At 38.2% G+C, this 17,650-nt stretch carries 14 protein-coding genes and 1 riboswitch; of the genes, 1 reads left to right on the top strand and 13 read right to left on the bottom strand.

Features of this window, described 5'->3' with window-relative positions:
- The 12 genes from VMW81_07855 to VMW81_07800 all read right to left on the bottom strand — a co-directional run.
- Positions 1–312, bottom strand: a 312-nt coding sequence (locus VMW81_07855; GenBank protein HUU50857.1) for a hypothetical protein, incomplete at its 3' end; no start/stop codon positions are given.
- Positions 313–881: 569 nt separating this feature from the next.
- A complete protein-coding gene (locus VMW81_07850; GenBank protein HUU50856.1) occupies positions 882–1,187 on the bottom strand; it encodes a transcriptional regulator in 306 nt (101 codons plus the stop codon).
- 291 nt (positions 1,188–1,478) lie between these two features.
- A complete protein-coding gene (locus VMW81_07845) occupies positions 1,479–1,931 on the bottom strand; it encodes an Rrf2 family transcriptional regulator (protein HUU50855.1) in 453 nt (150 codons plus the stop codon).
- A gap of 203 nt (positions 1,932–2,134) precedes the next feature.
- Positions 2,135–3,220 (bottom strand): type IV toxin-antitoxin system AbiEi family antitoxin, encoded by a 1,086-nt coding sequence (locus tag VMW81_07840; protein HUU50854.1) that lies wholly within the window; start codon positions 3,218–3,220, stop codon positions 2,135–2,137.
- 370 nt (positions 3,221–3,590) lie between these two features.
- Positions 3,591–3,854: a hypothetical protein gene (locus VMW81_07835; protein HUU50853.1), complete on the bottom strand. Its 264-nt coding sequence runs from the start codon at positions 3,852–3,854 to the stop codon at positions 3,591–3,593.
- A gap of 179 nt (positions 3,855–4,033) precedes the next feature.
- The gene (locus tag VMW81_07830; GenBank protein HUU50852.1) at positions 4,034–6,853 is read right to left on the bottom strand and encodes a PD-(D/E)XK nuclease family protein; all 2,820 of its coding nucleotides are present in this window, start codon (positions 6,851–6,853) and stop codon (positions 4,034–4,036) included.
- Positions 6,850–9,987, bottom strand: a complete 3,138-nt coding sequence (locus VMW81_07825; GenBank protein HUU50851.1) for a UvrD-helicase domain-containing protein — start codon at positions 9,985–9,987, stop codon at positions 6,850–6,852. The genes VMW81_07830 and VMW81_07825 overlap by 4 nt, the downstream gene beginning before the upstream one ends.
- Positions 9,988–10,268: 281 nt before the next feature.
- Positions 10,269–10,970 carry a class I SAM-dependent methyltransferase gene (locus VMW81_07820; GenBank protein HUU50850.1) on the bottom strand — a complete coding sequence of 234 codons (702 nt, stop codon included), beginning with the start codon at positions 10,968–10,970 and terminating at the stop codon, positions 10,269–10,271.
- A 52-nt stretch (positions 10,971–11,022) separates the two neighbouring features.
- Entirely contained in the window at positions 11,023–11,496 is a 474-nt protein-coding gene (locus tag VMW81_07815) for a DUF134 domain-containing protein (GenBank protein ID HUU50849.1), read from the bottom strand.
- Between the two features lie 215 nt (positions 11,497–11,711).
- Complete coding sequence (locus VMW81_07810; protein ID HUU50848.1) at positions 11,712–12,707, bottom strand: ATP phosphoribosyltransferase; 996 nt, start codon at positions 12,705–12,707, stop codon at positions 11,712–11,714.
- A 159-nt stretch (positions 12,708–12,866) separates the two neighbouring features.
- Positions 12,867–13,202, bottom strand: a complete 336-nt coding sequence (locus tag VMW81_07805) for a flagellar biosynthesis anti-sigma factor FlgM (GenBank protein HUU50847.1) — start codon at positions 13,200–13,202, stop codon at positions 12,867–12,869.
- 12 nt (positions 13,203–13,214) lie between these two features.
- Positions 13,215–13,291: riboswitch (cyclic di-GMP riboswitch) on the bottom strand.
- A 145-nt stretch (positions 13,292–13,436) separates the two neighbouring features.
- On the bottom strand, positions 13,437–15,605 hold the full coding sequence (locus tag VMW81_07800) for an HDOD domain-containing protein (GenBank protein HUU50846.1): 2,169 nt from the start codon (positions 15,603–15,605) through the stop codon (positions 13,437–13,439).
- Positions 15,606–15,841: 236 nt separating this feature from the next.
- On the opposite strand from VMW81_07800, the gene VMW81_07795 reads away from it, so the two are divergent.
- Complete coding sequence (locus tag VMW81_07795) at positions 15,842–16,834, top strand: cysteine synthase family protein (GenBank protein HUU50845.1); 993 nt, start codon at positions 15,842–15,844, stop codon at positions 16,832–16,834.
- 263 nt (positions 16,835–17,097) lie between these two features.
- Here VMW81_07795 and VMW81_07790 read toward each other — a convergent pair.
- A partial coding sequence (locus VMW81_07790; protein HUU50844.1) for an ATP-binding protein occupies positions 17,098–17,650 on the bottom strand: 553 nt, incomplete at its 5' end.

Here is a 17,650-nt window from a genome sequence, read left to right as displayed (position 1 = left end):
ATCTTCTTCTTTGTTCTGAAATGTACTATATACTTGTTGAAAAGTAGGCATTGAAACAGGCTTGGGATGGTTTTCTATCCTTTTGATGTTATAATTGTTAAAAACCATTTTAATTCCTGAAGAGTTATCTGTAATACTTCTAGTTTTAAAACCATATTCATCTTCAAAAGCTGAAGAATCAGTTTCCTCTAAATAGATTTGGTTTTGAATTGCTGTATTTACAAACTGGGTAAAATTGTCATAATCTCCTTTATTAATGAGATTTTCGATTTTCTCTGCATTTTTTTGAGATATATCTACTACGTATTTCATGTCATACCTCCTTTAAAGTTTGTCTAATTATATAGACAAAGATAGATTTTAAAAAGTTCCATAATTTTATTTAAATTTATATAATTATTTAAATAAGCCCATGCTTAATAACAAATATATAAGCTTTTTATATAAAAGTCAATAGTCTAAATAATATTTTTCAAATAAAAATCATTTTTTTGAAATATTAAGAAAAAAATTAATGTTTTTTCTTTTAAATTCAAATACTTAAAGGATAATAGATATCAATATCAATATTTAATTATTAAATAAAAGTATTTATTTCAACTACTTATAAAAAAACAGTCAATATTTTTTGTTTTCAATTAATCAAAGGTAGGGTTTAGTCAATAGTTTTCTGCGGTTTTCTCTTTAATTCCCCTTCTGCTTTTTGGGGATTTGACAAGTAAGCGAGGATGATAGAAGCAGCTGTTTGAAGGCAAAGCCTGAGTTTGCTGCTTCTCTGAAGAGAATGCAGCTAAATACCGTTTAAAAAAATCGAGGGGTGTCCTTCTTTGGTTCGTTTGCTTTCGCAAGCAAGAAATGAACAAAGCTATTTAGAACAGAGATTATTTTATGGCAAAATTTGACTCTTCAATATTCTCGCTGCGGCACAGGGGACATCTGCCCGGCTTTTTCAGCCTTGTCCTCTTTTTGAACACAAAGCCGCATTTCCTGCATTCACAGGAGGTCATAATCAACTTCTGATCTCTGTTCTTAAGGGTTTTTCTGATGTTCTCGAGGTGCTGATAGACCTCCTTTTCAGAGATACCAATACTGCCGGAAATCTCCCTGGCAGAAAGAATGTCTCCCTCAAGAAGGGATACGATCTGCTGACGGATTGTCTTCTCATCCTTCGGTGGAAAAGATGCCATACATCCTCCTCTTCCAGGAAAGACCTGCTTCTTTACTTCTGGAATACATTTTTTAAGCCAGCTCCTCTATCTCGTTTTTTCATCTTAGCATACCCCTATCCTATGGAAAAATCATATAGATATATTAGATATTTAACTATAATCATATAGAATTAATTTAGCAATTCAATATGTTAATTTTTGTAAAAATTTCAGTTCCCCTTCTGCTTTTTAGGGGTTTTTCAAGCGAGCAAGCGGAAAAAGAGGCCAAGTAAAGATAGTATTGAGTCAATACAATTTTGCTGTGTAATTTTATCGTAGGGTCTTTGTTTTTTTCTTTTTTAGATTATCCAGTTCTTTACACGCATCTTTTAAAGTGGTAGTTGCAAGGAGCTTTGAGGTTTGTTCATACAGCTTCTTCCAGACTAATCGGGTGACACAGCCATCCTGCCTATCACATATTTTGTTTGTATCTATATTCTCTCTTATACAATTCACGGGGTATATACCCTCTTCAACAGCAGAAAATATATCCATTATGCTGATATCCGCTGGTCTTCTGGTTAAAACATATCCACCGCTAGGCCCCCTCATGCCCTTTACCAAGCCAGCCTTTCTTAAATTCATAAAGAGCTGTCCCAGATAATATAAAGATATGTTCTGTCTTTCTGATATGGGCTGCAATGAAACAGGCCTGCCCTTTGAATGACAGGCTAAATCTATCATCGCCCTGGCGGCATATCTTCCTCTTGTTGTGAGCCACATTAAAAATAAACTCCAGAGAATTTAGAAGATTACTTCATAAGAATTTGATATGAGATTTTTTTATTAATAAATCTCTTATTTTCTATCAAAAGGGTAGGGTTTAGTCAATAGATTTTTGCATTATTTAAAATCCCCTTCTGCTTTTTAGGGGTTTTTCAAGCGAGCAAGCGGAAAAAGAAGCAGTGTGTTTCAGGTCAAAAGGGCTAATCTTGTGACCATTGTTTTTTTAGTCTTTCATTTAAAATAAAATTTGCTGCTTCTTCTCCCCTCTCCTTATAATTTTTTAGGTCTAAATAAAGTTGGACATCAGAAACAACTTTTTGATTCTGAAATTCTTGCGAACCATAGAAGACACCATCATCATAAGGAAACAATAAAGATACGTTGGGCCCTGAAATTACTTCTTTCAGTTTTAAGTCTTCGGCTATTGATTCAATAGGACCATCAACATAACAGAAAACTCTATTGTATCTTAAGGATGGAGCTATTCTAGATGCACCAGAAGTCAAAGTAAATGCATAGGGAATGTTATTTGCTTTAAAATAATCAGCTAATTTATCTTCTATAACTTTTACATCTTCGAGTGAATAATAATCTTTTATTTTATTGGAACGATAACTGTAGTAGTTTTCCCACTTACTAAGTAAAGTTTGCGGATTTGACAGCCAGAATTCCGTTCTTTTCCCAACACCCTTTTCTTTTATCATTTCATATTCTGAAAGTCGTTTTTTTATATTTGATGCTTGTCCAATACTAATTTTGGACACTTTTGCCAGATCCTTCAGGAGCCAGTTCTTCTTTGGACTATTTAGCAAAACTCTCAGGGCACGAGTTGATTTAGAAGAAAAGATAGACTTTAATGGTCTTGTACCAGGATAGGGATTTGGACGTCCCTCAGCGCTCAAATAAACATTATCAAATTTGAAAAAACAGTTACCAGCCAGATCAATAAATCCAATTCCTTCCTCCTTACAAATTTGTCTCGATTCCTCTGATACAAAAGGGGCTCCAAATACACCGTAAAAATCTTGTTTTTTTCTAATAAAGGACTGAAGTTGATTTGCTGCCATTCTGACATAGCGAGGCTGTCCCAAGGACTTGATCTCGAAGATAAGAACATATTTATTTTGCTCTCTGACTTGTACCATGAGAGCTAAGTCTGGCCTAAATCTCGACTTTTTAAGATTTTCAAATTCTGATCTTATCTTAATTACTTTTACAAAGCCAGTTGTTTCTAATAAGTCCTTAGCAGCCTTTTGTAATTTTTCAACAATTTCAAATACTTGCATAATGTTTCACCTAAATAAGCTATTTCAGCAATTGCTGATATAATATATTTTAATGAAATAAATGTCAAGTATTTTCTTTCACTAAAAAAGCATATTTCAACGAACGCTGAAATAATATTATTGCTGTAATATTTTGAGATGAGGACTAATAATATCAAATAGCAATAAAAATCAGAGATTTAGAGCATGAAGAGTTTAGTAAATTAGTTTTTACTGTCTTTTCCCCCTTTTGCTTTTTAGGGATTGGGCGAGTGAGTGAGGGTATTTGTCATTTAAGTTTTTTCATCTGGATTTATCTGTATGGGGTGTCTTTCTTTGGTTCCTTTGCTTTCGCACGCAAGAAAGTAACGGAAATATCCTAATTTACCACTCAGCCCTCAGAAATCCTCTCATCGTTAAGAACGGACCAGACATAAGCAGGCCCTTTCACAATCTTTTCAATCTCTTCAGGCAAAACCTGTGGAATCATTCGATAGGCCCTTTGAAAATCACTCTTTAAAATCGTCTGATCACCTTCAGCTGCTATGAAGAGATCTCCCTCTATTTTATAAGTGAATTCTACACCGTCTTTTGTATGAAAGGTCTCACCAGCATGTTTTTCAATTTTGCTCCAAACCTCTTCAAAGGACATCATGAACCCTCCCGTAAAATTTTTATTTGCTTCTCATAAATTAGCATATAGCAACAAAACCATTTTTTCAATTAAAAGCTTTTATTCCCCCTTTTGCTTCTAATACCCCTTTCGATTTTCAGCTTTTACTCCCCTTCTGCTTTTTAGGGGTTTTTCAAGTGAACAAGCGAAAAAAGGGACTTTTATTTACAAAGCAAAGGAAACGAACAATACTGGCATTTCCTCTCATCCCTATCCGGAGAAAAGGGAAGATTCGGGTCAAATATCTCTTTGAAGATATGATTCATGGCCTCAAGGCATATCTCCATGATCCTTTCTTTATTATCTAAATCCTCATCTCTGATAAAGGCCTCTCGCTTTAAGGTTTTGATGTTATAGAGCTCTGCATTGATATCTGCCTCGGGGAAGTCTTTTGAGGTAAAGTGATAATAGAGGGGAAGCTGGAATGACTTTATGTTTTCTCTTATCGATTCTCTTGTCATCTCCATTCCATCAAGGGTTTTGAGCTTTTTCGGCACAAGGTCAGAGCCGCCTGTCTTGTAATCGATAATCACCAGGCGATTTTTATCAAACTCATCAATCCTGTCCACAATATAGATAAAATTTATGGGTTCACTGTTGAGTTTTATCGCTCCCAGAAGCTTTTCTTCAAGGCTTAGAATCTTTGAAACATCTCGCTCCTCTTCCCTCTCTAAAAATTTTTTCAGCCTGGCTTTGATAATCCCCTTTAATAAAAAGGAATCGGACTTCATGCGGCGCTCGATTTTCTCCTCAAACTCCTTTTCCATGGTCTTGAAAAAGTATTTTTTAAACCCCTCGTCAATCAAAGGCCTCTTTTTGATGAAGGGTTGAAAGGTCTCTTTCAGAAGCTCGTGGATAAACTTTCCAATATGCTTTACTTCCGGGCCTTCCAGCAAGTCCTCCCTTTCCTCTAATCCCAGAACATACTGAAAATAAAATTTTAAAGGGCAATTCATATAGGTGTTCAGCCGGCTTGAGGAATAGGTCGCTTTTTTTAAGAAATCGATTGTTTCCTCTGTTTTTTCAACAGAGCTCTCTTTTGGAGAAACATCCATCTTAAAACTTGCTTTTGGAATCTCCAAAGCCTCCATTCTGTTCAGCTCCTTCTGCCGATTCCAGAGAAGCTCTTCAATGAATCGGCTTTTTTCCTTTTCCCGGTTTTCTTCATAGATAAGGTGGACATTTTGTGCATTGGAGATAAGCCGCATAAAATGATAGTGCTGGATCTCCTCTTCCTTTTCAAGACGGTTGAGCCCGAGGCTCAGCATGACCTCGCGAGGGATAAGGGGTTCATAGATCTTGAGCTTGGGAAGAATTGATTCGTTCATATCCATAACAATGACATTTTCAAAGTTAAGGGAGCGGGTCTCAAAAAGACCTAACACTTGCGTTCCCCGAAGGGGTGAGCCTTCAAAGGAGACCATCTCTCCCTCCAGCTTCTGTTTGAAGATTTCCCAGATCTCTCTCTGTTCAAATTGCTCCTCAGAAAAGGAGAGGCCCTCGAGCTCCTCTTTTATGCTGTAGAGCTTCAAAATGACCTTTAAATTAAAGGGAAATTTCCAGACCATACTTCTCTCCACAAGGGTATCGAGAAGAATCGAAAGCTTCTCAGCAAACCCTTTAAAATCTCTGATATCTTCCCAATCAAAAAAGAGGAGTTTATGGAGCTGTTTGAAGACCTTTTCAGCCTCAAAGGTGCCGATATTGATCTCCATATGCTTGAGGGTCTGGCTGGCAAGCTGATAGATTTCCTCTTCATTCTCGATTTTTGAAAGCTCTAAAAAGAGGCTCCCCCCGATTTTTGTCTTTTCGCTTCCCAAAAGGAGCTCTTCAATTTTGTGGACGAGCACACGGGTAATTGCGGGATCGCTTCCCAGTTTTAAGTTCTTCACCAGAGGGTGCTTGAGAAGATCGATATAATCTCTGGCGTAGTATTTGCTGTCTTTTCTGCTTTTTTGAACCCGAAAAAGCAGATCAAACAGGGCATAGATCGAGCTTCGCTTTATTGGATAGCCCATGGATACATTGAATTCATCCAGGGATGAGGATATCTCTGAGAGGAGAGGGACAACGAGCTCTGGCCTGGGCAGAACAATCACCGTATCTTCTTTTTTGCTAATCTCTTTCATTATCTCCCTTACCAAGCTGACCTGCGAGTGCATGTCAAACCCCTCGTATAGATTGAGGTTATAATTCTCTTCTCTTTTTTGTTCTGGTTTTATGGAGATATGGAGTTTTTCTGCATCTTTCTCAAGGACGGACCAGTCATCTTCGCTCCCCTGGAAAATGAGGATTCCTTTTTCGCGCCTTAAGATATCTCTGATAACAGCCAGCTCGGTCTTGTGCAGGTAATAGAAGTTGCAAAAGAGAATGGTATCAAACTCCAAAAAAGTTTTTTTATTTACCGTCTTTGCTGCCTGGAGATAGATTAATCCCCGAGAATAGCTCTTTTCCTTGTTTAAAGATTTATGATAGGCTTTGCGGATTTTGATGATGTGCTGCAATAACACGTTGATATTTTCAGGAATCTCATACCCGATCTCTGAGCTCTTCTGGATACTCTTTAGCGATTCTTCTTCAATCCCCTCTAGATCAATCTGCTCAATAAAGGTAACAATCTCCTTTGCCCAGGGAAGAAATTGATTGAAAGATTCCCTTCCCTTTAAGATATCCGGCGCAGACTTTTTCGAAAGCTTATAGATGAGGTAGCAGGCATCAAGCTCTGCGATGAGCTTTAGAGTGCTGTTTTGCGAAATAATGTAATCCATGAATTCGTCAATGGAAAAAAACCGAGGCGAAATAAAGCTCTTCTCGATTCTTTTGGAAAGCTCACGCCTCAGGAAAAGAGCAGGCCTTTTTCCTCCAAAAACACAGGCGATACGATGGAGATCTTTTCCTTTCTTAAAAAACTCCTCGTATAAAAGGTCAGCGATATTTTTTATGAGGTCTTCGCTGAGGCTGTAGGTGATTGTTCGATTCATTTTTTAATCCTTTTCACACTCATCTCATCAAGATAGATAAGAAAACCCTTGATCTCTCTTCCAGGATAAATCTCCTCTATAATTCTCATATATTCCCTCATCTGCTTTTGATGAATTTCTTCATTTTCTCCTCTGCTCTTGTAGTCGACGACCCATACCTCTTTTTCCTTTACAACCAACCGGTCAATTCGCTTCAGATCACCAAAAGAGCTGACCACCTCTCGCTCCTGAAAGACCTCTCCATCTTCCACATAGAAAAAGGGCTTGATCTCTCTTTTCGAAATCAGGCTTTGAATAGACTGTGTGTAGGGAGTAAAGTCAGAAATAGCGGGATAGAGGACCATAGCGTTACTTATGGCTCTTTGGATGACCTCATCTTCTCTTTCAGGACGGAGGTTACCTACCAAGGAGAGAATGGTATGCATGACATTTCCATAAAAGATCTTCTCTCGGTTTTTAATCCGATCAAAATCGCCGAACTCCTCTTTTAGCGGCTCCATCCAGTCCCTATAGGATGATGGAGGAATTATCATTAATGGCTTTTTATCTCTCTTCTTTTTCTCGTAAACCATCTTCTCGCCCATCTCCCTTATCTCCTCTGGGATGAGGAACCTTGCCTTATTGGGTCTGTTAGCGCTCCTTCTCGGGACGAAGAGATAGAGTTCAAACTTCGGGCGGGTTAAGGCAACGTAGATGTTGTTCAGTTCATCAATACAGGCCTTCTTATAGGCTTTTGAATAGATCTTTTGCAGCTCTTCTGAATAAGGGCGGTAATGACTGGTAATCCTTACAAGGCCTAAATCCTCTCCCTGATTAACCACATAGGAGCTTGTTCCCCTCCCCCCGCTCTCCGGTGAGATGTCCATACGCAAAAAGGGGAGAATCACCACAGGAAATTCAAGCCCTTTTGATTTATGGATGGTGTGGACTTTTATCGAATCGCTGTGAATGACGTTAACGTAGAGATCTTCAGGCGGCGCATCTTTGATGTAGGATAAAAAATCAGATAGGTTTACATACTCATCCTCTCTGGCTTTGATAAGCTCAAGGAACTTCATCAAAAATGCCTGGCTCAAGCTCATCCTCTCCATGAGCAGAAACCGCTGGTAGATGCTGACAGTGAGTTCATAGGGAGAAATAAATCCCACGCTTTTAAAGAATTCGTCTATATACGCATCCCATACCTCAGGGTATTTCTCTCGAAAGAGGTTGTAGAGGCTGATATCGGGGCTGAGCTTTTTTTCTTGATGAAGGTTAAAAATGAAATCCCTCATCTCTTCCTGCTTAAGAGTGGTTACACAACAAAAGAGATCGCTTAAGATGAAGGCAGCAAAGCTTAAATCGTCGATGGGGGAGCAAAGGAATTTTAAAAAAGAGAGGAGTTCTTTAATCAAGGCATTTTCTAGAAGGTTCAGTGTCTTCTCTGACTCAACCGGATATCCCTTTTGAAGCAGCCATGAGGTGATGATCTCAACCTCGTTATTATCGCGAGTTAATAGAGCGATATCTTCGTAATTGAAGCGCTTTTTCAGATCCTCTATCAGGCTCAAAATTTTTTTCTGCATGATTTCATCTCTCTCTTCCTGGTTCTTCTCATCAATTCCCAAAACCCTCACATATCCGTACTGATTTTCCTCTTTGCGCTCTTGGATAGCGTCTTTAAAGACATCCAGGATTTCTCTCTCTGCCCCGTCATCGCCTGTCAGTTCTTCTAAAATACCTGAATCTTTGAGTGTTTTTTTGAGATTTTCATATGAAAAAACGCGGTTGTTAAACTCGACAATTGCTTTTTGACTGCGCCAGTTTTTGGTGAGATGTTCGATTCTCGCATTATACTGGCTCAATTCCTCTTTGACCTGATCAAAAAGCCCTGCTTCACCTCCTCGAAACCGGTATATGGCCTGTTTCTTATCACCAACATAAAAGAGCGAACCGCCAGTAGAAAGCGCCTCTTCAATCATCATCTTGAGGTTTTGCCACTGTATAAGGCTTGTATCCTGGAATTCATCAATAAGATAATGCCGAAACCTCGTCGCAAGACGATAGTAGAGCTCAGCAACCGTTACTCCGCCATCGCCAAAAAGAGACCGTGCTTTTTTGTTCAGTTCTTCAAGAAACAAAACATCCTCTCTTTTTGATATATCTTTAAAAAACAATAACATCCCGCGAAACAGATTGATGTATGGGGTATAGGATATGGTTGCTTCAAGCTCAATAAGTTCTTTTATTCCGTGATAGATTTTTTCCCATTTCCTCTCAAAGGTGGGCACACCCTCTTTCCCTTTGTTCATCGGTACAGAAGGTTGTTGGAATTTCTTAGGTATTTCACTGATTTCAAATATATTGTCGTTATTTTCAATGAATTTGATAATCGAATTCTGAGCATTTTTATTCATCCCGTCAGGGAGACCTTTAGCCAGCTCTTTTATCTGCTCAAAGAGAGCAATTTTTTTTCTGATGACATTCTTTACTTCCCCCCCGTATTCAAAAAAGAGGCCGCTGTATCTATTGCTCAGCCGAAATAATGATTGCATAAGCAATACAATGTCTTGTCTTGGGAACCACCCGCTTCTGTTTTCTACAAAGAGGTAGTGCTGAAGGAAATCTTTCAGAAAGTCCAGTACTGTTTTATTGCTTGGTGCCTGTTCAATAACAAGGTCGAGGCTATAAGCGAGGTATGGGATATAATCGCGTTTGATGCTAAAGCTCGCTGAGCGGTCAATCCGAAGGGCGCAGCCCAAAAGAAGGGCATTAATAAAGCTGTCTATGGTCTGCACCTGGAAAAAGCTGTAGTTTTGGATCAGTTCATCCATTATCTCTTTGGCTCGCTTCTTTGCAAAATTTTTATCCAACTCTAGCGATTGATAAATATCCTCTTCCTGCTCTTTGTTTTTGAACTCGTCAAAAGCAATCCTCTTTAAAAGCTCTAAAATCCTCTCTTTCATCTCTACGGTTGCTTTGTTCGTAAAGGTAATGGCAAGGATATGGCGCAGAGGAATCTGTTCGAATCTAAAAGCGGGATTGATGAGAAGTTTTAAGTATCGTTTGGCAAGGGCATAGGTTTTTCCGGAACCCGCAGATGCCTCGACAACGATAACTTCGGAAGGTTCTTGAGATAGATCATTAATGTTCATAGGATTGATTATAATTTTTAGAAATAAAGTGGTAAATCCAGCTTAAAATCGAAATCTTTCGAGCCCCCTTAAAAAACAAAAACCTTCGCATATAAGAAACGAAGGTTTTTCTTTTTTTACATGGAGGTTCCCCCTTCGAACGCACCATCTCATTTTTAACTTACTATATCCTGAAAAATACAGGCTTGTCAAGATGTCTAAAACCTTTTAGATCTCATCCTGCATATTTTTTGCTTATACCTTGCAGGCATTGGAGATGGTTATCAGGCCACTTGCATTTTTTAGTCTCCTCTTTTTTCTGGAATCTCAACAACGATTCCCAAGAAGGCTCCAAAGGGATTTTTCCAAAAGGATAAAGCCCCATCCAGAGAGCCCAGAACCTTATGCCAGCTTAAGGGCAAAGTGAGAACCGATCCCCACTTTATCTCTCCTTTTGAGACCTCTCTTATCAGTCGGTTGAGTTCAAAGATAGAGTAAAACCTTATCTTTAAAAAAACGCTTTTTTTAATAGGCGCAAGGAGCCTTCTCTTGATATTGAGATAGGATATCTTATTGAGAACTCCGAGCACAACCTTTTTCCTTGCTACCCTGAAGGCCTCTTCTAGCCCCTTTTTGCCATCCTTTACAAACTCAAAGGAGGTGATCAGGGCCACAACATCAAAGGAGTTGTCCTTGAAGGGGAGCTCCTCGCTCAATGCTAAAAAAAGCGGTGGCTTTTTTTTCATCTTCCCCTCTATATATTTCATCATGGGCATAGAGGGGTCAAACCCGGAAACTTTATAACCGAGGTCTTCGAAAAACATGAAATAATTTCCCGTGCCGCAGCCAACATCAAGAAGAGTCTGCCCGGCTTCAGGCTTTAATAATTTGATAAGGAGATCCTTTTCTCTTTTGTCCGTATATTTTCCTTCATCGGTTTCAAACCATTTATCATACTGCTTGGCCTGCTTCTCATCAAAGGCGATATCACCACTCTCTTTCATCTTACCTCTTTTTTATGGATTTTTTTCTGTTTCAATTTAAATGAAAGGCTTTTTATCTTCGACTATCCGAACCCCCTGGTCCTCTTCCCGTGCCTCCTCCTCTTGAATGTCCCCTGTCTTCCTCTGCCCTATGAATGGCATTGCTCCCGCAACTGGGGCAGGAAGATGGTCTGCCCGTGCCATGAGGTAATTCCCACACATGGTTGCAAGTATAACATCTAAATCTTCTCATTGAAGCCATTTTATAATTCCCCCCTTCTATAGTTATTAATTTCCCATTAATAATGCCATCTGCTAATTTGCGTCTTGCCCTTTCAATCAACCTCGTGAAAGTCGGCCTGGATATTCCCATAAACTTTGAAGCTTCATTGTGGTTTTTCCCTTCAAGATCAGCCAGTCTCAGGGCTTCATATTCATCCAGGGTGAGGATAATCTCTTCAAGGAATCTCATCGGTTTTCCTCTCGGCTTGAAATGACTGACCCGCGGGATATCTCTAATAAATCGTGTTTTAACTGGTCTTGGCATTAAAACTTTCTCGATATAAATATGATTGGTTATGAACATATGTTCATAACCAATATATAACCATTGAAAAATTCTGTCAATACACGCAGACAAAATTTTTTTAATAGTTTTGGGAAAGAGATATGCTTTTAAGGATAAGTTTTGCCAATGAGGCTATTGATCAAGACAAAGGATGGATTCAAAGATTTTCTTGATAATGATGATGAAAATTCTATTTAAAGGATGAATTGACGCAAATTACTCCTTACAATGGCACTCGCCTTATAATCCCTTTTCAGCTCCCTGCTTATTTTTGGCCATGTCTCTTTGAGCACAACGATATTAACCGCATACCAATCCCCTGCCTCAGTAACAGTGGGGGCCTGAGAGTAGAGCTTATTCTCTTTTAAGTATTTCATCAGCTTATCAAAATCTTTTTTATGGATATTAAACTTCACATCATTATATTTTCTGGCTATCACCGCACCCATAAGCTGGTCTCTGATATCAAGGGCCTTATCTTTTTTCCAAGGGTCTTCTTTAAGGTTCTTCCCACCATAAAGGCCGGCGCTTGAGATGAGGATCTCGCCTAGTTCTTTGAGGCCATATTTTTTTAAGGTAGACCCTGTCTGGGTATTGTCAACAACAATATCAGCTCCCTTTGCAATATATCCTTCAGTAACTCCATCTGAATTGATGATTTGAACAGACTTATTCTCTCCACCCTTTATCCCTCGAATCTGAATAAGAGGCACCTTATTTCCATATAACTTCTTGTATTCATCATTTTTCATAAAGTGAGATTTTGTGAGATTGATATATTCTGTATAGCAAATGATCTCTTTCTTCTCTTTTGATTTTATTAAAAAGAATTCTGATAGTGTTTCTGCAGGGGTTACCTTGGGTATAGCTGTAACCAATCTTGCCTTGCCGTATTCCAGGTCACACAATTTTTCCAAGGGCTCCCCATTGACCGATTCTTCCATTACCCAATCACCCCCAATAATGGCTATATCCAAAAGGCCTCTTGAAAGCTCATTGGGCGCACTCTGGGGTCTTGTCAAAAAAAGACTGATTTCCAGGTCATTGGCAATGACCAAAGAAGAGTCCTGCTCCTTGGTTGGAGAATATCCCTTAATATCGTATCCTGCGTCGATAAAGAGACCTTCTGTATTCCCTCTACCGGGATAATTGAGACTTCCTTTTGGAACGCCAAGTTTAATCGTCTTCATAATATCCTCTTTCTATCAATAAAAAGCTTGTAATTTTCTAATAGTTATTAATATATATTTTCAAATATTTCAAGTCTTTTTTAATAAAAGCCCCTCTTAAGCAAGATGGAAAAATCTCTTTTTGGATATATCTGCAAAAATCTGAAAAAAGATATGAACTTAAAGACGATGGACTGAATTTTTTAGGATTTTACCCGCGATTCTTAAACTGGGAGGGGCGTATGTCCCTTCTTCTATCTTTTTCTTTAACGCAAAGATCTTTTCTGGTCGAGCTTTTGGGGAACTATTCATAATATCCCTTATCTCCTGAAGAGCCAAGGCAGGTTCTGAAAATTCCAGTATAAAATTTGGAGAGCTATAGCCCCTAACCCTATATGTTGATTCCTCTTCCTCAACCTCTTCATGCCTTATATAGGCTTTAACCTCAAAAGATTTAATGATGTTCTTTTTATTATAACGCTCTAATTTTTCCATTTTAAATAAAAAACCGGGCAACCTAAAATTCTCTTAGGTAACCCGGCTTTCTCTATCAAAGAACCGTGGCTTTCCGTCCCACCCTTGCAGGTGGTTTGGCTTTTTCTAAGAAAAGCTTATTTTATAAATAATAATAGCTTTTAGAATTTAACCTGTCAAGAATTTTTGGCAGGATTTATGGGAAAGAAAAACGGGGATGTTTTTTTGTTGGAAATGAGAAAATTCCAAATAGGAATTTGCTTAAGTAAAAAGATACTATATATATATAGGAAGAAAAATCTTATAAATTGTTCCCTTGCCCTCAGCGCTTTTAACCTTAACCTCTCCCTTATGAGCCTTTATCGTTAAGTATGCAGCTGAAAGATTGGATTCTTTTCCTCTCTTGTCTTTATGCCTTATCTTTATTAAATGAAAGGGCTCAAATACATGCGAAATATCCTCCTCAGGTATCCCAGACCCATTATCTTGTAACCGAATCGCTACATAACGTTCTTCTCTTTTTGTAGATATCTTAATGGTCCCACCCTCTTGCATTGATTCTGTTGCAAACATAATGAATTCACTAAATGCCTGATACAGATGCTCTGGGGACCCCTTTATATTCGTTAATTTTTCGGATAAATCTTTTTCAATAGAAATTTTATTTTGAGACAATCTTTGATTTAAAAATACAACAGCCCTTTCTATGAGTGAATTCACATCAACATCTTCTTTCATCGCTATCTCTTGTTTGTATAAATCGAGAAATTGAGATATCTTATTTGCAATGATTGCTACACCATCCTTTGCCAATTTGAGCTTCTTTGTGTTTTCATTATCCTCCCCCAGGCTATCTATTGTGCTTGAGACAAAACTATTGATCGCCTGCAGAGGATCATTAATCTGGTGTGCCACATTTGCTGCGAGCCTCCCCAAGGCCTCTAACTTCTCTGATTGAGCTTCGTGATATCTTCTCTGTGTTAAAACAACCTCTTCTGCCTGTTTGTTGAGCTCTGTATACATCTGGGCCCTTCTTAGGACCTGACCAATAGAATTAGACAAGGTCTTAAGAGTAAATAATTCTTTATCATTCTCTAAATATTCATTCGGACCCCGATCAACAGCAATTCCTCCTATTTTTTTTCCATTAACAGTAATGGGGATAGCAATGATTTTTGGCGTTTGAAAATCCTTGAGTCGATCCTTAAATTTTGTAAATTCATGTCTGTAATCCAAAAAGATTAACTCCCCCCTATCATCCTTTTCTTCTTTATCTGAGAGCTTTGCATCCCTATCCATAACCTCTCCTATGATGCCTTCGATTAACTTCCCCTTGTCATTCAATAAATAACAGAAGCTCCTCGAAAATTTTAATCCAAGACAGATATCTTCTACTGTGGTTTTTAAGATTTCATCAATCCCCAATGCTTTTTGCAATTTATTGCTGAAGCTATAGATAAAAGAGAGCTGTTTATTGGTATGATTCAGCTTTATATTGCTCTCATTTAATGAGATATTTATCTTGCCAAGCCTTTTATTGACCTTTTGTAAGACACTAAAATACGATTCCGGTTTCGTAATCTTTAAGCCTAGCTCTTCTATAGTTTGATTGACATCCGATCTTAGATCCTCTGCTATTTCAACAATATTTTCTTCTTTAAGCCCAAATGATTCCCAGATTTCGTTTTTAAGAAAGGGAACATTATCGTATGTGGATGTGCTTAACATCTGATTCTCACATATGATATTCGCCGCATTAACAATTTTCGATAAAAGATTTTTAGAATCTTCTTTGTCAAAGCTTTTGAGGGGTTGATGATGAAACCAAACAGCGTCCTTTAAACCTTTTGGTAAATTCCATTTGTCTAACAACCACTTTCCTATTATAGAATGATCGACACCTAAGATATCCATCTCTCCTTTTAAAAAGGAAATTTCTTCTGTCACAACCTTATTCACTATTTCCTTAAATTGCTCAGAGAAATACTGCTCAATAATAAGCTGTCCAATATCGTGGATAATGCCAGCAGTAAAAGCCTCCTCGGGTAACTTATATCTTACCTTTTTTGCCAAGGCCCTTGAACATATCCCACAGGCTATAGAATGTCTCCAAAAATCCTCTTTGTTTAAAGAACCACTTGCCTTTCTCTTTTCAAAAAGATCGATCACACTGATACTCATGACAACATTGCTTACCGAATTATATCCAATAAGATTGATGGCATCGACCAATGTGGATATTTGACTCCTTCGGCCATAGAAGGCAGAATTGGCAATCTTTAATAGCTTTCCAGTAAGGGGGAGGTCATTTTTGATAACCTTTGCTAGGTCAGAAGAACTGCTTCTTTCATCTTCTATGATACTCATAACCTGTGTTGCAATGGAGGGCAACGTAGGTAGATCTTCAACCTTTTCTATAAGAGAGCGTATTTTTTCTTTTTCCATAGTGGTCTCTTTTATATTCGCCTCTTCTTGACTTTATCGTTGTCATTACATTTATCAAGTCAAGGCGATTTTTATTGATATATATCTATCTTTTCGGTAAGTTTATGTATTTCTTTATACTTAATTCAAAATAACTCTTGATACTCTTTAACAATAAATTTATATTTATCATGTTCTTATTAAATGTTACTATTATACGACAATAGATTTGTAAGTTTTCACGAGGAGGCAAAGACATGTTGGGGACTTATAGAGACATCATCGATCTGGTAGGAAATACTCCTTTGGTAAAAATTAACCATTTTTGTAAAAATAAGGATATAGAAATTTTTGCCAAGCTAGAGAGATATAACCCTACCGGCTCGGTAAAGGATAGAATTGCCAAATATATGATAGAGTATGCAGAAAAGGACGGCACATTGACAAAGGACAAGATCGTTATTGAACCGACCAGCGGAAACACCGGTATTGGCCTGGCCATGGTCTGTGCAGTCAAGGGCTATCGGTTAGAACTGGTCATGCCTGAAACAATGAGTATAGAGCGGAGAAAGATTCTTACTGCATATGGAGCAATGATCATTTTAAGCAATGGAACAAAAGGGATGGATGGCGCGATAGACCTGGCAAATGAGATTGCAAAAGACCCGAAGTATTTTATGCCGTGTCAATTCGAAAACAAGTATAATGCATTGGCGCATTATGAGACGACCAGTGAAGAGATATGGAGAGATACAGATGGCAAGATAACGATGTTTGTTGCTGGACTCGGGACCACAGGCACCTTAATGGGCGTTTCAAGACGCCTTAAGGAGTATAATCCCGATATCAAAATCATTGGCGTAGAACCCTATCCCAACTCTAAGATCCAAGGCCTTAAAAATCTGACGCATCAGTACGTCCCAGAGATATTTGACCCCTCCCGCTTAGATGAGAGGATTTATGTTTCAGACGAAGACGCCTTTGAGACAGCAAGGTTATTGACGATCAAAGAAGGTATTTTTTGTGGGATAAGCTCTGGCGCCAGCATGTATGGTGTATTAGAAATGATAAAAGGCATGGACAGGGGTGTTGTTGTCACCCTGTTCCCAGATGGAGGAGAAAAATACATAAGTACCCCGCTTTTTAATCCCAAAAAATGTTATGAGTGTATCAAAAAAGCAAAGACCCCAACATGTATGACAGAGAAATATATATCGACCATTATCTGTCCTGAAGAGGCTGAAATTTAAAAATTCTATCCTTCTCTATTACTATATTATTGTAAGAAGGCCTTTTTTCTCTCCTGATCTTGAGTCATTTGGTCGGGAAAATCCTTGACAATAAATTTCATTAAGAATAAAATATTTTTCTTTTTTTTATAACTTTTAAAGTATTAAAAAAATAAGAATTAAGGTTGGATTTACATTTTTTTATTAAGGAATACTGACAATTATTCTCTCTTCAAATTGAAGAATCAACCCTGACAAATAATGGATTAATCTATCATAATATCTTAATGATTTTCTACAGGCAGTTTTATGGTAAAGGTTGTTCCTTCCTTTTCTTTGCTCTTAACCAAAATATCTCCATTATGAGCCTTGATAATCCCATAGGAAATAGAAAGACCCAATCCTGTCCCCTTCTCCCTCTTCTTCGTGCTAAAAAAGGGCTCAAAGATCTTATCCCTTATCTCCTCAGGGATACCTAAACCTGTATCACTGATATCAATATGAACCACCCCATTATCCTCCCCTGTCTGAATCCTTATTTCACCACCCTCTGGCATCGCATCCTGAGCATTTAAGATGAGATTTAATAAAACCTGGTGCATCTGCTGGGAAGAAACCATCACCTTCGGCAGGTCAGAGGAAAACTCTTCTATTACCTTTACATTACTCAGAGAAAGCTGGTTCTTTGTTAAGGAAAGGGTCTTCTTTACAATACTGTTGATATCCTCTAAACTCCTTGCCTCTGTTTCAGGACGATGAAAGGCTAAGAGCTGTTTGACGATCTTGGCAATCCTGTTGATTCCCTCCTGGGTTAATCCCAAAAGCTCCCTGCTCTTC

The sequence above is a fragment of the Nitrospinota bacterium genome (assembly GCA_035528715.1).
In the GTDB taxonomy this organism is placed as follows: domain Bacteria; phylum JADFOP01; class JADFOP01; order DATKYB01; family DATKYB01; genus DATKYB01.
This window is presented reverse-complemented; position numbering and strand designations above follow the sequence as displayed.

What these genes read in the sequence shown, in the direction of transcription:
- VMW81_07835 (HUU50853.1), bottom strand. Translation starts at nt 3,854, where the DNA reads ATGATGTCCTTTGAAGAGGTTTGGAGCAAAATTGAAAAACATGCTGGT.
- VMW81_07810 (HUU50848.1), bottom strand. Translation starts at nt 12,707, where the DNA reads ATGAAGACGATTAAACTTGGCGTTCCAAAAGGAAGTCTCAATTATCCC.
- VMW81_07845 (HUU50855.1), bottom strand. Translation starts at nt 1,931, where the DNA reads ATGTGGCTCACAACAAGAGGAAGATATGCCGCCAGGGCGATGATAGAT.
- VMW81_07800 (HUU50846.1), bottom strand. Translation starts at nt 15,605, where the DNA reads ATGGAAAAAGAAAAAATACGCTCTCTTATAGAAAAGGTTGAAGATCTA.
- VMW81_07850 (HUU50856.1), bottom strand. Translation starts at nt 1,187, where the DNA reads ATGGCATCTTTTCCACCGAAGGATGAGAAGACAATCCGTCAGCAGATC.
- VMW81_07820 (HUU50850.1), bottom strand. Translation starts at nt 10,970, where the DNA reads ATGAAAGAGAGTGGTGATATCGCCTTTGATGAGAAGCAGGCCAAGCAG.
- VMW81_07840 (HUU50854.1), bottom strand. Translation starts at nt 3,220, where the DNA reads ATGCAAGTATTTGAAATTGTTGAAAAATTACAAAAGGCTGCTAAGGAC.
- VMW81_07830 (HUU50852.1), bottom strand. Translation starts at nt 6,853, where the DNA reads ATGAATCGAACAATCACCTACAGCCTCAGCGAAGACCTCATAAAAAAT.
- VMW81_07825 (HUU50851.1), bottom strand. Translation starts at nt 9,987, where the DNA reads ATGAACATTAATGATCTATCTCAAGAACCTTCCGAAGTTATCGTTGTC.
- VMW81_07815 (HUU50849.1), bottom strand. Translation starts at nt 11,496, where the DNA reads ATGCCAAGACCAGTTAAAACACGATTTATTAGAGATATCCCGCGGGTC.
- VMW81_07795 (HUU50845.1), top strand. Translation starts at nt 15,842, where the DNA reads ATGTTGGGGACTTATAGAGACATCATCGATCTGGTAGGAAATACTCCT.